The sequence below is a fragment of the Haloferax litoreum genome, from assembly GCF_009674605.1.
In the GTDB taxonomy this organism is placed as follows: Archaea; Halobacteriota; Halobacteria; order Halobacteriales; family Haloferacaceae; genus Haloferax; species Haloferax litoreum.
Genome location: NZ_WKJO01000001.1, coordinates 1,309,772 through 1,323,401, shown reverse-complemented (window position 1 = coordinate 1,323,401; position 13,630 = coordinate 1,309,772). Strand labels below are relative to the sequence as shown.

The following is a 13,630-nucleotide window of genomic DNA, read 5'->3' as shown; positions in this document are numbered from 1 at the left end:
TTCATTCCCCTTCCGACGAACTGCGACGCATTTTGGTACACTCACACGCTACCGGAGGGTATGGGATACGCCTGTCCGGTCTGCGACGCGCCACAGCGAGACGAGACGCACCTCGCGAACCATCTGGCGCTCCAAGCAATCGTCCACAGTGACGACCACGAGACGTGGCTCGACGACCACGCACCCGAGTGGGCGTCGATGAACGCCGAGGGACTCGGCCCCGTCGTCGCCGAACACGCCGACGAACACGAGTTCGACGAGGTGTTCGAAGATACGGTGGACCGCGGCCACGGTCACGACCACACCCACGGCTACGAGCAACAGCAGTTCGGTGGGGGGCAATCGCTCTCCGGCGACGCCGCGCGCATCCTCGACGAGGCGAAAGACCTGACGCGAAAGATGTACGAGCACGACGACGACGGACAGTCTGACCCCGAATCTGGCGACGATGCCGGCGGAGACGCGTCATCCACGGACGACGCCGACGAGAAAGAGTCGTAAGTCCGGGCCTCGAATCGGGTGGCGATGGAAACCCACGGGACGATTTCTCCGGAGACGCGTGAAGCGGCCGAAGACGCCTTCGACCGCGTCGGTCCGACGGCGCAAGTCGTCGTCAGAGAGACGGCGAAAGCGATGGACTTCGGCCGGGAAGAGTACCGCGAACGCGTGACGGGCGACGTCGTCGAGACGGTCCGAAACGCGCTGTTCGCCGAATCGTTGTCCGTGACCGTCGGGTCTCGCACCGAGTTCGACGACTGGTGTGAGTCGCATCCCGAGTACGACGTGGTCGAACTGGGGAACCCCGACGTCGAACGCGTCGCGTGGCACCCGATTCCGTTTGCCAACACAGTCGTCGCCACTACCTTCCAGAACAAACGAGACGCCGCAATCAGCACCCTCCGACGCAACGCGTTCGGGAGAGTGTACCGCGACACGATTCTGGACGGTGAAGACGGCGAGAAAAGCGCGGGCGACGACGCCGGCATCAGCGAGGGAGACGTCGGAGGCGACGACCGATGACCCACGACGGGCGGAGACACGAGCGACTGCCGGACCCTGAGTGGCCCGTCCTCGAAACGAAGACCGAGTACGAGACAGGATGGTTCACCGGGGGCTACGACCTCGTAGAGCAACCGAACGGGACGACGAAGCGGTACTACTGGGCCGAACTCGCGACGGCAGTCGTCGTCGTCGCCGTCGCGGACGACCACGTCGTGTTCGTCGAACAGTACCGGCCGAACATCCGCCAGACGCAACTGGAACTGCCCGCAGGAGTCGTCGAGAAGGGCGAGTCCCTCACCGATGCCGCCGTGCGCGAACTCCGCGAAGAGACCGGATTTGCGGCAGACTCGGCGTCGCTCATCGGCGACGTCTGGTGTTCGACGGGTGTGCTTCGGCATCGACGCGGGTTCGTCTTCGCCGAGGGCCTCACCCCGGTCGAACGTGACTTAGACGACAACGAGTTCCTCTCCGTCCACGCGGTTCCGGTCGAGGAGGCTATCGACCGGGCCACCGAACCACCGACGAACGACGCGACTGTCGAAGGGATTCTCCTCGCCCGCGACGAAGGAGTGTTGTAGCCGATGGTCAGCGAAATCGACCCGGACGAGGTGGAATCGCGCCTCGACGACGACGACCCACCACTCGTCGTGGACGTGAGTACGCCGGCGGACTTCGAAGCAGGGCACATCCCCGGAAGTATCAACGTCCCGTTAGACGACCTCGTATCGAACCTCGGACGTATCAGCGGCGCGCGTCACATCGTCACCGTCTGCCCGCAGGGCGAGGCGAGCATCCAGGCGGTGCGACTCCTCTCCGCGTACGAGGGAACGAACGACGCGACGATAGAGAGCATGGCGGGTGGTCTCGACGCGTGGACAGGGCCACTCGAACGCGGCCCCGACGAGTAGCGCGACGAGTGCCGCCGCTCACCGCGGTACAGTTTCCGAAAAGTATCTCGACGCCGGGCTAAGTCAGAGGGCGGTCACGCGACGTTGAACCCCTTCTCGCGGAGGAAGTCCTCCACGCGGCCGCGGTGGTTGCCTTGGAGTTCGATGGAATCTTCTTCCACGGTCCCACCGCAGGCGAATTTCGACTTTAGGTCCGACGACAGGCTATCCATGTCGACGTCCTTCGGGTCGAATCCCTCGATGACTGTAACCTCTTTTCCGTAGCGGCGCTCGTCGATGCGGATGACTATCTCCTGAGACTCTTTTGCAACGTCTTCGCAGACGCAAAGCTCTTGAGGCAGCCCGCACGTCGAGCAGACTTCCGACATTACAGTGTGGACGTACAAGATGGGGATATTAAACAGTATCGGGACTTCGTAACACGGACGCGCTAATCGAGCGACCCTACTGCAGTAACAGACTGTCTCGGCGGTTGTCGTCTCTATCCCGACCCGTCGTCACAGGCGGGGTGTCGTCACCGCCGTCGTTCGCGCCGTCTGCTGCCGACGAGGGAGAAGACGATTGCTGACCAGATGACCCGTCAGCCCGGTCGGCGCGATTCTCACTGCCGTTTCCCGTGGATTCTCCAGCAGTCTTGTCGGAACCGTTGCCGTTGCGTCCGTTCTCGGATTTCTCCTCGTCTCCACCTCGTTTTTCTGTGGCCTTTTCGAGACCCTTGCCGGGGTTGTCGCCGACGAGGTCACGAGCGATTGCCGCCACCTCGGGGCCTGCGAGGTCAGATGCCGATTGGCGAAGCGAGTCGAGTCGTTCCGCGTCGACACCGCGGGCTTCGAGGTCCGAGTCGGGCACAGTCGCCGCGGCATCGGCCGTCCGGTTCAACATGGACTTCGTACGCTCGATGTCGGCGACGACGCGCGTCATCTGGACGCGATACTGGTTCTCGGAGAGTGTGCCGTTCTCGTGTGCGGCCTGCAGCCGGTCTCTTCGTTGTTCGAGTTCGGTCAGGCGCTCACGGACAGTCTCGACCTGTCCAGCGACGACTGCCGCCTTCGAGGCGTTCGAGTTAGCGTTGGCGAGTCGGGTCTCGAACGTCCGCCGTTCGAGTTCGCCGTCCGTCTCGGAGCCCTGTACCCCGATGACGCCGGCGAGTTTCTGGCCGGGAGGCGTCTCGTTGGAGGCGGTACTCTGGTTCGTAGCGGTGCTGTCGTCGGCTGCCGCAGGTCCGTCGCTGGGGGCGAGCGCCGGTGCGACCGGTCCAGTTGGAGAGGCAAGTGCGAGTGGTGCACCAAGCGTCGCCAGGAGGACTGCGGCGGCGACGGCGAGCACGGCGGTTCGTCGGCTCATCGATTCCTCGTACGTCCCGTATTCGGATATAAACTGGAGGTCTTCCCCCCGAATCAACTCGATTCAACCGGACTTCGCGAGTGCTCGCGAATGCGGCGCAGTACGTCGATTATCGCCCCATTGAACCGTGTAAACGGTCGTAAGATATTTATGTGTCTTCGGACTCGTCGTCGTCCTCCGGGAGTCGAAGGACGTTCTCACGGCCGAGGCGGAACCCTTCGATGGTCCCCTCGTCGCGCATGCCGCGAACGACCTTGCTGGTCTTCGCGTCGGTCCAGTCGAGTGCGCCGGCAACCTCCTGTTGCTTGACCCGCCCCCCGCGGGACTCGATGAGGCGAAGCACCCGTTCTTCGTTGCTGAGGAGTTCGGGTGGCACGTCTTCTTCTTCGTCGTCCGCGCCGTCGTCAGTCGCACCTTCGTCCGCCGATGCTGTCCCCGACTCGTCTGTCGTCGTCTCTGTGTCCGTGGTGGCCTCCGGGGCGTCCGCCGCGGCAGCGACTTCTCCGTCACTGTCTGCCGGTGTCGTCGGCGCATCAGGGACACCCGCCGCTGGCGACGCACCGGGTCCGTCGTCGTCGCCGAGCACACCACGAGACCGGAGGAAGAACGCCCCACCGACGACGAACAGGGCTAACACGGCGAGTGCCGCGAGTGCGCTCGTCGTGGGGAACGGGTCGTCGACCTGACTCGCCGTCGTCTGGTCTGTCGGTGTGGCGGTCGGTGTGGTGGTCGATGTCTCGCCGGCACCCGCGCCTACTTCGAGGACGAGGCTCGGTTCACCCGAGACGAACTCGGTGTCAGACCCGCGCCAGATGACCGTGTTTTCGCGTGTCTCGTCCGGTTCTGGAGTGACCGTCACCGACCCGTACTCGTCCGGCCACGAGACGATGAGTCGCGAACTCGAATCGAGGAAGAACCCCTCGATTGCGTCGCCGACGACGAGGCTGTCGCCGTCTGTGGCGGCGAAGTTCGACCACTCGAAGGAGTAGGTAACGACACCGTAACTATCGGGGAGCGACCGCGTCTCGGCCGAGACGGAGACGTTCGTCGCCGTCATCTCGCGACCGGTCGAGTTCTCCGCCGCGGAGATGGTGTCGATGATTCGTGATTCGAACGCAGACGTGTAGTCGCCCGGGTTGGCCTCGACGTCGTCTTGGAGTGATTGGAAGGCGTCGGTGGTGTTCTGGTCGTCTAACCGAGTCCAGTACTGAATCTCCCAGCGGGCAGACCCGTCGGACTCGACGTCGACGACGACGCGTGTACTATCCGGTTCGACACCCTGCTGGACGAGTGGGTCGATGCCGGGACCGGCGGCAGACCCGTCGGGTGTGGCCGCGACTGGGGGGACTGCGGCGAGCACACACAGCAGGATGCACAGGAGTGCGGGGACGGCGTCTCTCGTCGCCATTGCTCTCTCCTGTGGCCCCATCCTGAAAAAGTGACGCGGTTCAGTCCGCCCAGCGTCTGACGACCGGCAGACGCGACCTGACGGCCCTGTCGGCGACGGCAATCACCTCGTCGGCGTCGGCCCGTGTGACACCGTGTCCGTACCGCGCCCGTTCGTAGATATCCGCGACCTGTCGAGTTCGTTCGTCGACGCCGACACGGGACAACGCGGCGAGGTAGTGGCGCACCGTCTCACCCGGCCTGCGTGGCCGATAGTCGCGTTCGAGGACGAGTTCGAGGCGGTCGTACGCCCGGAACACGTCGTCCGTCGGTGAATCGGTCCGGCGCTGGTACAGCGCAACAGTCGCCCAGCGAACTTGTGTGGGTATCCGCGTTCGACGGACTCCCGCCGCGATGCCAACGAGGGCCGCCAAGCCGACGAAGAGCGTCTCACGCGACGGCAACTCCGGAACGAGTCCGTCACCCTCGTCGGCGGCGGCCTCGTTGCCTGCACCGGGTGTGCCGCCGATTCGCTCTTCGAGGCCGGGCGCGAGACCACTCTGTGGCGTCGCGTTCGTGCCGTTCGCCGTCTCTGTCTCGTTCGCCGTTTCGGTCGGCGTCGGCGTTTCGGTGTCTGATTCGTTCGTCTCCGCTGCGGCAGCAGCAGTCTCGTTGGTGTCGACGCCATCCAGACCGTCTTCGCGAGCGTCGGTGAGCGTCGAGGTTTCGGCGTCGATTCGGGGGCCGGCGGGCGTCGGGTCGAACCGGACCCAGCCGGTGTCCTCGAAGTAGACTTCGACCCACGCGTGCGAGTCGAGGCCACGGACGACGTATCGGTCGTCACCGACACGTTCACCCGTGGTGTACCCGGTGACGAACCGGGCAGGGACACCTTCAGACCGCAGGATGACGACCATCGTCGAGGCGTAGTAGGTACAGTATCCCGCGTCCATGTCGAATAGGAACGACTCGGCGATGTCACCGTCTGGTCGCGACACCTGCAGCGAGTACTCCTTGTTGGCTTCCAGCCACTCCTCGATGGCGACAGCCTTGTCGTACGGCGTCTCCGCGTCTGCCGTAATCTCGGCCGCTCGCTCGCGGACGCGGTCCGATGTGCTGTCGGGGAGCGCGAGGTATCGCTCGCGGATGTCGTCGGGGTAGTCGGTCCCGGTTCGACGGAGCGACGCCGGCGTGTACTGCGGGACTGAACTCGTCACGGTGAAGTTCTCGTCGGTGCCGATAGTCCGCGCGGGGCGGATGTTGCCCTGCTGTGTGACGAGCGTCTCGGACGAGATGTTTCCGCTGACGGCGACGGGTCGCCACGCACTGGGCATGGCGTCAAGCGGCGTCGCCGGCGAGACAGTCTGGCGGACGAGTCGTGACGGCCCTTCGGGACCTTCGAGTCGGCCACCGGTGTACGGTTCGGAATCACCGGTTCTGACCCACCCAGTTCCAGTGTAGCGGTCGAACGACGCCGTCTGCCAGTACGACGGCGACGTGCTCTCGACTTCGAATCGGACCTCCGGTGAGAGGCTGATGCTCCCGACGACGGAGATGCTGTCGCTGGCACTCACGAGACTCGCTTCGACGGTCGGTTGCTCGGCGACACCGCTGGTCGGGATGATGGGCGACCCACCCGCACCGGGGAGCACCGTGACCGTCGCCGAGAGGACGACCATCGCGGCGAGAACGGCGACGAGAACGTCCAGTTGTCCGCCGTCGTGGCCGAACCGACCGATGCTGTCGAAGCCAATCGCGGCCATTCCCGCGCCAACGCCGACCAGTGTGAGCGGACCGTTCGCGTCGCCCGTCAGGACAAACAGTCCGAGGCCACCACCGGCGACGGCGACAGCAGGTGCGATACGCCCACGAACGGCGAGATACCACGCGAGGAACGTCGGTGCAGGTGTCACCGCGAGTGCCCACACGTCCGCCGAGAGCAGACGAAGGACCGACAGTCCGCTGAGGAGGGCCACGGAGTCGGCGAGGAGCCGCGTCGGCGACAACAACGCGAGTTGACTCGATGGAAGCGAGAGGAAGTACGCGGCGAACCCGCCGCCGACGAGGGCGATGGTGAGGAGGAGTGCAACTCGTGGCCGAAGCGTCACGCCGACGACTGTCGCGAGTACGAGTGCGCCGCCGGCGACGAGTAGGAACTGGTCACGCCGGCCGACCACGTTCGTCACGTCGTTGAGCACGAAGAGGAACGACCCGAGGAGGACGAGCGTAGACGCCATCGCGAGTACGTTCGCGTCGACGCCGGCGACGGTGTGTCGGGCCGCCTCGGGCGTCGTCGACGACTGACGTGTCGCGGATTCGGTACTCATCGACTCACCCCACGCCGACCGTCGGTTCGCTGTCTTCCGACGACGTCGGCAGCCTTCGACTGTCCATTGGTCTCGGACCCGTCTTGGATGCGCCACCCACTCGGTCGACCGTCTGCACCCGCGTCCGAGTCGGCACGGAGTCGGTCGTAGGTCGTCTCGCGTCCGGCGAAGGAGACGTACGTCTCCCCAGCGTCACCGCGGATCACGACTTCCGCCGACGAGTCGGGGACCGACCCGGATTCGAGGCGCGAGAGGTGGGCGAGCACCCGTCGGCGCTCGCCGGGAAGCGCTTCGGTGACACCGACCGGTGACGAGAGGTGGACCGGGACGCCCGCGTCGAGGAGCGCACACGAGAGGGTCGCCGCGGCTTCTGCAACGTCGTCCTCGCGCCCATCGACACCGCCGGCGGAGATACTCACGGCGTCTGGATTGGTGCGGTCGACGTACGTCTTCACCACGAGGTCGCCCGACTTCGCACTCGACTTCCAGTGGATGTCGCGGAGGGGGTCGCCCGACACGTACTCGCGCAGACGGTCGAACTCGCCGCGATGCATCGTCTTCTGGCGGTCCGTGAGCGCAGACAGGTCGCGGCGTGCCGTCGTGGTGAGCGAGTCGAGTCGGGGGAAGACGAGCACTTCGGACGTCCCACCGGCAGTGAACGTCCGCGAGAAGAGGCCGAGCAGGTCGTGTGCGACGATTGTCGCTGGGCCAATCGTCGCCGGTCCGCGGGCGTGGTAGGTCACGTCGTACGAGATGCGACCGCCACCGACGACGGCGTCGACTGTCGCGTCACCGTCGAATCCGTCCGAGAGTGCGTCCGTCGTCGTCGCAGGGAAGGTTCGTTCGCTATCGATGGTGAGGCTGACAGTTTCGGTCGTTCCGGGGAACCCGTCGTCCGGCGCGTCACGGGTGACCCGTGGGGCGTCGACGCGCCACAGTTGGATTGCGCCGACGACCAGCGCAACCGCCACGGGGACGACGACGGCGTTGAGTGCCCGTGGGCCGAACGCGACGGCGTTGACGACGCCGAGGAGGACGGCAGCGACGGCGACCCATCCTCGTGCCGTGAGTTTCATTCGACTGGGACGTACTCGAGCGCTCGTTCGACCACGTCGATGCCGTCTTCGCCAGTCGTCGTTCGGATACGGTGTGCCCAGACGCTTCGAACCTCGCGTTGCACGTCGTCGGGGACGACGTAGTCACGGGCGTCGAGGGCGGCACGGGCCTGTGCGGCCCGAATGAGCGCGATGGACCCACGCGGACTCACCCCGAGGTGTGCCCGTTCGCGGGTGTCGGCGGCGAGTCGCGAGACGTACCGCCGGACCGGTTCACTCACCGTCACCCCGAGGATGGTCTCACGGGCGGCACGAACGTCCGCGGACGTGGCGACCGGTCCGAGTGACTCGATTGGATGGTGACCAGAGACACGTCCGAGGAGTTCCGTCTCCTCGGCTTCGTTCGGGTAGCCGAGGTGAATCTTCTTCATGAAGCGGTCGAGTTCGGCCAACGGAAGGTCGTAGGTTCGGTCCGGTTCGACGTCGTTCTGCGTCGCGATGACTGTGAAGGGGTCGGGGACTCGTCGCGTCACCCCGTCGATAGTCACTTGCAGTTCTTCCATGACTTCGAGGAGTGCCGCCTGTGTCTTCGGGGGAGCGCGATTGATTTCGTCGCCGAGGACGACGTTTCCGAACACCGGCCCCTTGCGGAACTCGAATTCGGAGGTCTGTTGGTTGAACACGTTCACCCCGGTCACGTCGGAGGGGAGGAGGTCGGGCGTGAACTGAATCCGTTCGAACGACCCCTCGATGGAAGTCGCAATCGCCCGTGCGAGCATCGTCTTCCCGACACCCGGAACGTCTTCTAAGAGGAGGTGGCCGCGGGCGAACAGGGTCACGATGATGTCTTCTATCGCGTCGTGGTGGCCCACGATGACCTGTTCGACGTTTTCGGAGATTCGTGTGGCGAGGTCCGATACCGCTTCGACCGAGCGCGCGCGGTCGACGTCGGCGTCTGCATGTACATCAGTCATTGATATCCCGGAATGTCTCGTCGACCACCACGTGGTGGCCGAACGAGTCTCTGTCCTGTAATATAGGCTCAGCCTACCTAACGTTGCTGGGTGTGTGCACACCACATCCACGCGAACAGTGGCGAACGGGACCCTCGTCGGGGCGAACCAGCGCAGACGTTCCCGGGCGTTTTTGTCGCTCGGCCGCCCCCTACCGGGTATGAACGCGGATGCCCAGCACGAGGCGGTCTACGGTGCACCGCCCGAGATGCTGGCGGTACGAGACGACCTGACGCCGATGCTCTCGCAGTACGCCGACCTCTGTGAGGCACACGACGACGCCCTCGTGTTGTTCCAGGTCGGTGACTTCTACGAGGCCTTCTGTGGCGCTGCCGAGGCGGTGGCGCGAACGTGCGAGGTGACGCTCACGAAGCGCGAAGATTCGACAGGCACGTGGCCGATGGCCGGCATCCCCATCGACAACGCCGCGGGCTACCTCGAACGCCTGCTCGACGCCGGGTATCGCGTCGCCCTCGCCGACCAAGTCGAAGACGCCTCGGAGGCATCGGGACTGGTCGACCGGGCCGTCACGCAACTCATCACCCCCGGGACCGTCGTCGACGAAGAACTCCTCGAAGCGGGACGGGCGACGTATCTCGGTGCCGTCGCTCGCGACGGCGACGACTACGGACTCGCCGTCGTCGACGTGTCCACCGGCGAGTGCCTCGTGACGGGGGCAGACCGAGCACTCGCACTCGAAGAACTGGAACGACTCGCGCCGGCCGAACTCGTCGTCGGCCCGAACTGTGACCTCCCGTCGCTCTCGTTCGACCCGATGGAGACACCGTTCGACCCGGACGCGTTCGACCCGGAGACGGCCCGTGAGACGCTGTCAAGGTATGTCCCACGCCCCGAGGCAGTGGTCGAATCGACAGTCGAACGTCGTGCAGTCGGGGCGCTTCTCGCGTACGCTGAGTACGCACAAGGAGACTCGAAACTGGAGTACGTCACTCGCGTCACACGCTTCGACCCGCGCGAGTTCCTCCAACTCGACGCGACGGCGATACGGAGCCTCGAACTCTTCGACTCGCGGAGCGCCCGCGCCGGCAGTACGCTGTTTTCGGTCCTCGACGAGACGGCGTGCGCACTGGGTCGCCGTCGCCTCGAAGCGTGGTTGAGACGACCGCTCGTCGAACAGGGCGCTATCGAGGCGCGCCTCGACGCGGTGGGTGCCCTCGCCGACGACGCCCTCTCGCGGGCGGACCTCCGCGACCATCTCTCGTCCGTCTACGACCTCGAACGCCTCGTCGCTCGCATCTCTCGTGAACGTGCCAGTGCCCGTGACTTGCGCTCCCTGAAGACGACCCTCGACCGCGTCCCCGAGATTCGCGAGACGCTCGACGGCGTCGAATCAGGTCTCCTCGCCGACCTCCGCGACTCGCTGGACGAACTCGACGGCGTCCGTGACCACATCGACCGGGCCATCGTCGCCGACCCACCGCAGGAGATTACCGAAGGCGGCGTCATCGCCGAAGGATACGACGCCGAACTGGACGACCTGCGCGGCACCGCAGAGGACGGCCGAGCATGGGTCTCGAACCTCGAAGCGCACGAGCAGGAACGAACCGGTATCGACTCGCTCGAAGTCGGCTACAATCAGGTCCACGGCTACTACATCGAGGTGACGAACCCGAACCTCGACCGGGTGCCGGACGACTACGTCCGCCGGCAGACGCTGAAGAACTCCGAGCGCTTCTACACGCCCGAGTTGAAGGAACGCGAAGACGAGATTCTCCGCGCCGCAGAACGCGCCGACAGCCTCGAATACGACCTCTTCTGTGAGGTTCGCGCCGACGTTGCCACCGAATCGGCGCGTATTCAGGCCGTCGCCGACGCCCTCGCCGACCTCGACGTGCTTCGCACACTCGCAGACGTCGCCGTCGCCAACGACTACGCTCGGCCCGTCTTCCACGACGGAGACGCGACAGACGGGGCGTCGAACGACGGCACCACCGCAGGCATCGAAATAGACGGTGGTCGACATCCCGTGGTCGAACGCACCCAAGACGAGTTCGTCCCGAACCCCACGTCGCTCCCGCAGGGAGGCGTAGCGCTCATCACCGGTCCGAACATGTCCGGGAAATCGACGTACATGCGACAGGTCGCACTCGTCTGCATCCTCGCACAGATGGGGAGTTTCGTCCCCGCAGACGCCGCCCGGTTGCCAGTCGTCGACAGAGTGTTCACCCGCGTCGGAGCGTCCGACGACATCGCTGGCGGGCAATCGACGTTCATGCGCGAGATGAGCGAGTTGACCGAGATTCTCCACAACGCCACCGACGACTCGCTGGTCCTCTTGGACGAAGTTGGCCGCGGTACCTCGACGACCGATGGCCTCGCTATCGCCCGCGCGGCGACCGAATTCGTCCACGACGAAGTCGGCGCGATGACGCTCTTCGCCACCCACTATCACGACCTGACCGACACGGCAGACGAACGCGACGGCGTCTTCAACCTGCACTTCACCGCCACGCAGACCGACGGCGAAGTCACCTTCCTCCACAGCGTCGCCGAAGGGCCGTCGTCGTCGTCCTACGGCGTCGAAGTCGCCCATCTCGCGGGGGTTCCGGCAACGGTGGTCGAACGCGCTCGGAGCCTCGTGGAAGCAGACGACGAAGGTTCAAATACCAAACCGGGGCAACGCTCGGCCCACACCGGACCCGACAACGACGCCCAACCCACCGCCGACGCCCGACCCGACGACGATATCCAATCCCCACAAGACGGACCCGAATCCCCACAGGACGGAACGCTCGCGGCCTACGTCGACGGGCTGGAGAACGGTCACCGAACGGCAGACGACGACCACGAGACCGAACCGACTGTCGACGCCGTCGCCCGCGACGTCGCCGACGAACTCCGCGAGGCGGACCTCGTGGATACGACGCCACTGGAGGCGCTGAACCTCCTGTCGGACCTCAAGCGGAGACTCGAATGATTCACCGCCTCGACCCGGAGACACGCTCGAAAATCGCCGCCGGCGAAGTCGTCACGCGCCCGGCGAGCGTCGTCGTCGAACTCGTGGAGAACGCGCTCGACGCGGGCGCAGAGACCATCGAAATCGGGGTCGAAGGCGACGGAACCGAACGAATCCGCGTCGTCGACGACGGCCACGGGATGTCCGAGTCGAACGCCGTCCTCGCCGTCGAACGCCACACGACGAGTAAACTCTGGGACGCAGACGACATCGAAACCGTCGAGACACTCGGGTTCCGCGGCGAGGCCCTGCCGAGTATCGCCACCGTCGCTCGACTCGAAGTGACTACGAACGCCGGGACGACACGTGGGACGCGCGTCGTGGTCGAAGACGGTGAGAAGACCGTCCACCCGGCGGGCAGGGGTCGCGGAACGACTGTCGACGTCACCGGTCTCTTCGCCGACCGACCCGCGCGAAAGAAGTCGCTCGCCTCGCCGAAAGCCGAGTTCGCACGCATTTCGTCGGTCATCTCGCGGTACGCACTCACCAGACCCGACGTGCGGTTCGTCCTCCGGCACGACGACCACGAGACGCTGACGACGCCCGGCACGGGGCGATTCAGCGACGCGGTGCTCGCAGTCTACGGACGCGACGCCGCGAGTCACGCATCGACGTTCGAAGCGACGCAGACTGTCGCACTCGCAGACGAGACAGGAACGGTCGACGTAGACGGCATCCTCTGTCATCCCGACGTGACTCGCTCTCGGCGTGACCACGTCCACGTCTCGGTGAATGGCCGCGCCGTCACCGACTCGAAAATCAGACGCGCGGTGGTCGATGGCTACGGGACGCTCTTACCCGACGGCAGAGAACCCGTGGCCGTCGTCCGCGTCTCGGTGCCGCCCGCGTGGGTGGACCACAACGTCCACCCCGCGAAAGCAGAAATCGAGTTCAGAGACGCCGACGCCATCACCGAGACAGTCGAGACGAGCGTCCGCGACGCACTTTCGACGGCGGACCTCCGACGAAGCGGCGAGTTGGCGATGGACCTCGACACCTCGCTCGAACCCGTGACGGCGTCGTCGGTGTTCGACGATGTCCGCGTCATCGGCCGGTTCCGTGGGTTGTATCTGCTCTGTGAGGCGGACGACGAGTTGCTCGTAATCGACCAGCACGCCGCTCACGAGCGAGTGAACTACGAACGACTCCGCGACGCAGTCGAGCCGGCGGGCATCGAGTCTGTCGCAATCGACCCGCCAGAGAGCGTCTCGCTCACTGCAACCGATGCGGCACTCTTGGAGGCGAACCGCGACCTCGTCGACGCGCTCGGGTTCCGCGTCGCCGAGTTCGGTGGCGACACGTATCGGGTCGAAGCAGTTCCCGCACCGCTCGGCCGACCGTTCGCACCCGAAGCGCTGGCCGACGTGGTTGCAGACGTCGCCGCCGGCGACACGCCCGACCCGCGAGACACGTTGCTCAAAGACCTCGCGTGTCACCCGTCCATCAAGGCCGGAGACGACCTCTCCGACGAGGATGCGACTCGACTGGTCGAACGACTGGGGTCGTGCGAAACACCGTACACGTGCCCGCACGGTCGGCCGACCATCCTCGCTATCGACGAATCGACGTTCGTCCGTGGGTTCGGTCGGCGGAGTGGGCGACGGACCTCGTAGAAGAC

General features: G+C 65.5%; 12 protein-coding genes. 6 read left to right on the top strand and 6 right to left on the bottom strand.

All coding sequences use genetic code 11. The features are described 5' to 3' along the window. Positions 1-60: 60 nt before the first annotated feature. Genes GJR96_RS06850 through GJR96_RS06835 form a run of 4 tightly spaced genes read left to right on the top strand, consistent with a single transcriptional unit; the run spans position 61 to position 1,910 of the window. Entirely contained in the window at positions 61-501 is a 441-nt protein-coding gene (locus GJR96_RS06850; RefSeq protein ID WP_151162252.1) for a DUF5810 domain-containing protein, read from the top strand. 24 nt (positions 502-525) lie between these two features. Then, the gene (locus GJR96_RS06845; RefSeq protein WP_151162251.1) at positions 526-1,020 is read left to right on the top strand and encodes a DUF5809 family protein; all 495 of its coding nucleotides are present in this window, start codon (positions 526-528) and stop codon (positions 1,018-1,020) included. Continuing rightward, on the top strand, positions 1,017-1,580 hold the full coding sequence (locus tag GJR96_RS06840) for an NUDIX hydrolase (RefSeq protein ID WP_151162250.1): 564 nt from the start codon (positions 1,017-1,019) through the stop codon (positions 1,578-1,580). The genes GJR96_RS06845 and GJR96_RS06840 overlap by 4 nt, the downstream gene beginning before the upstream one ends. Before the next feature lie 3 nt (positions 1,581-1,583). Next, entirely contained in the window at positions 1,584-1,910 is a 327-nt protein-coding gene (locus tag GJR96_RS06835) for a rhodanese-like domain-containing protein (protein WP_151162249.1), read from the top strand. A gap of 74 nt (positions 1,911-1,984) precedes the next feature. On the opposite strand, the gene yciH is transcribed toward GJR96_RS06835, so the two are convergent. From yciH to GJR96_RS06805, 6 genes are all read right to left on the bottom strand, one after another. Continuing rightward, a complete protein-coding gene (gene yciH, locus GJR96_RS06830) occupies positions 1,985-2,278 on the bottom strand; it encodes a stress response translation initiation inhibitor YciH (protein ID WP_151162248.1) in 294 nt (97 codons plus the stop codon). 76 nt (positions 2,279-2,354) lie between these two features. Then, positions 2,355-3,254 carry a hypothetical protein gene (locus GJR96_RS06825; protein ID WP_225317706.1) on the bottom strand — a complete coding sequence of 300 codons (900 nt, stop codon included), beginning with the start codon at positions 3,252-3,254 and terminating at the stop codon, positions 2,355-2,357. 148 nt (positions 3,255-3,402) lie between these two features. Further along, positions 3,403-4,662 (bottom strand): helix-turn-helix transcriptional regulator, encoded by a 1,260-nt coding sequence (locus tag GJR96_RS06820; protein WP_151162247.1) that lies wholly within the window; start codon positions 4,660-4,662, stop codon positions 3,403-3,405. Positions 4,663-4,702: 40 nt separating this feature from the next. Beyond that, positions 4,703-6,967, bottom strand: coding sequence for a transglutaminase TgpA family protein (locus GJR96_RS06815; RefSeq protein WP_151162246.1), 2,265 nt, complete (start codon positions 6,965-6,967; stop codon positions 4,703-4,705). Beyond that, a complete protein-coding gene (locus tag GJR96_RS06810; protein WP_151162245.1) occupies positions 6,964-8,043 on the bottom strand; it encodes a DUF58 domain-containing protein in 1,080 nt (359 codons plus the stop codon). The genes GJR96_RS06815 and GJR96_RS06810 overlap by 4 nt, the downstream gene beginning before the upstream one ends. Further along, positions 8,040-8,996, bottom strand: a complete 957-nt coding sequence (locus GJR96_RS06805; RefSeq protein ID WP_151162244.1) for an AAA family ATPase — start codon at positions 8,994-8,996, stop codon at positions 8,040-8,042. Before GJR96_RS06805 ends, GJR96_RS06810 begins: the two co-directional genes overlap by 4 nt. A gap of 199 nt (positions 8,997-9,195) precedes the next feature. Between GJR96_RS06805 and mutS the strand changes: the two genes are divergently transcribed. Both mutS and mutL read left to right on the top strand, forming a co-directional pair. Continuing rightward, entirely contained in the window at positions 9,196-11,973 is a 2,778-nt protein-coding gene (gene mutS, locus GJR96_RS06800) for a DNA mismatch repair protein MutS (RefSeq protein ID WP_151162243.1), read from the top strand. Next, positions 11,970-13,625, top strand: a complete 1,656-nt coding sequence (mutL, locus tag GJR96_RS06795; protein ID WP_151162242.1) for a DNA mismatch repair endonuclease MutL — start codon at positions 11,970-11,972, stop codon at positions 13,623-13,625. The genes mutS and mutL overlap by 4 nt, the downstream gene beginning before the upstream one ends. Positions 13,626-13,630: the final 5 nt, after the last annotated feature.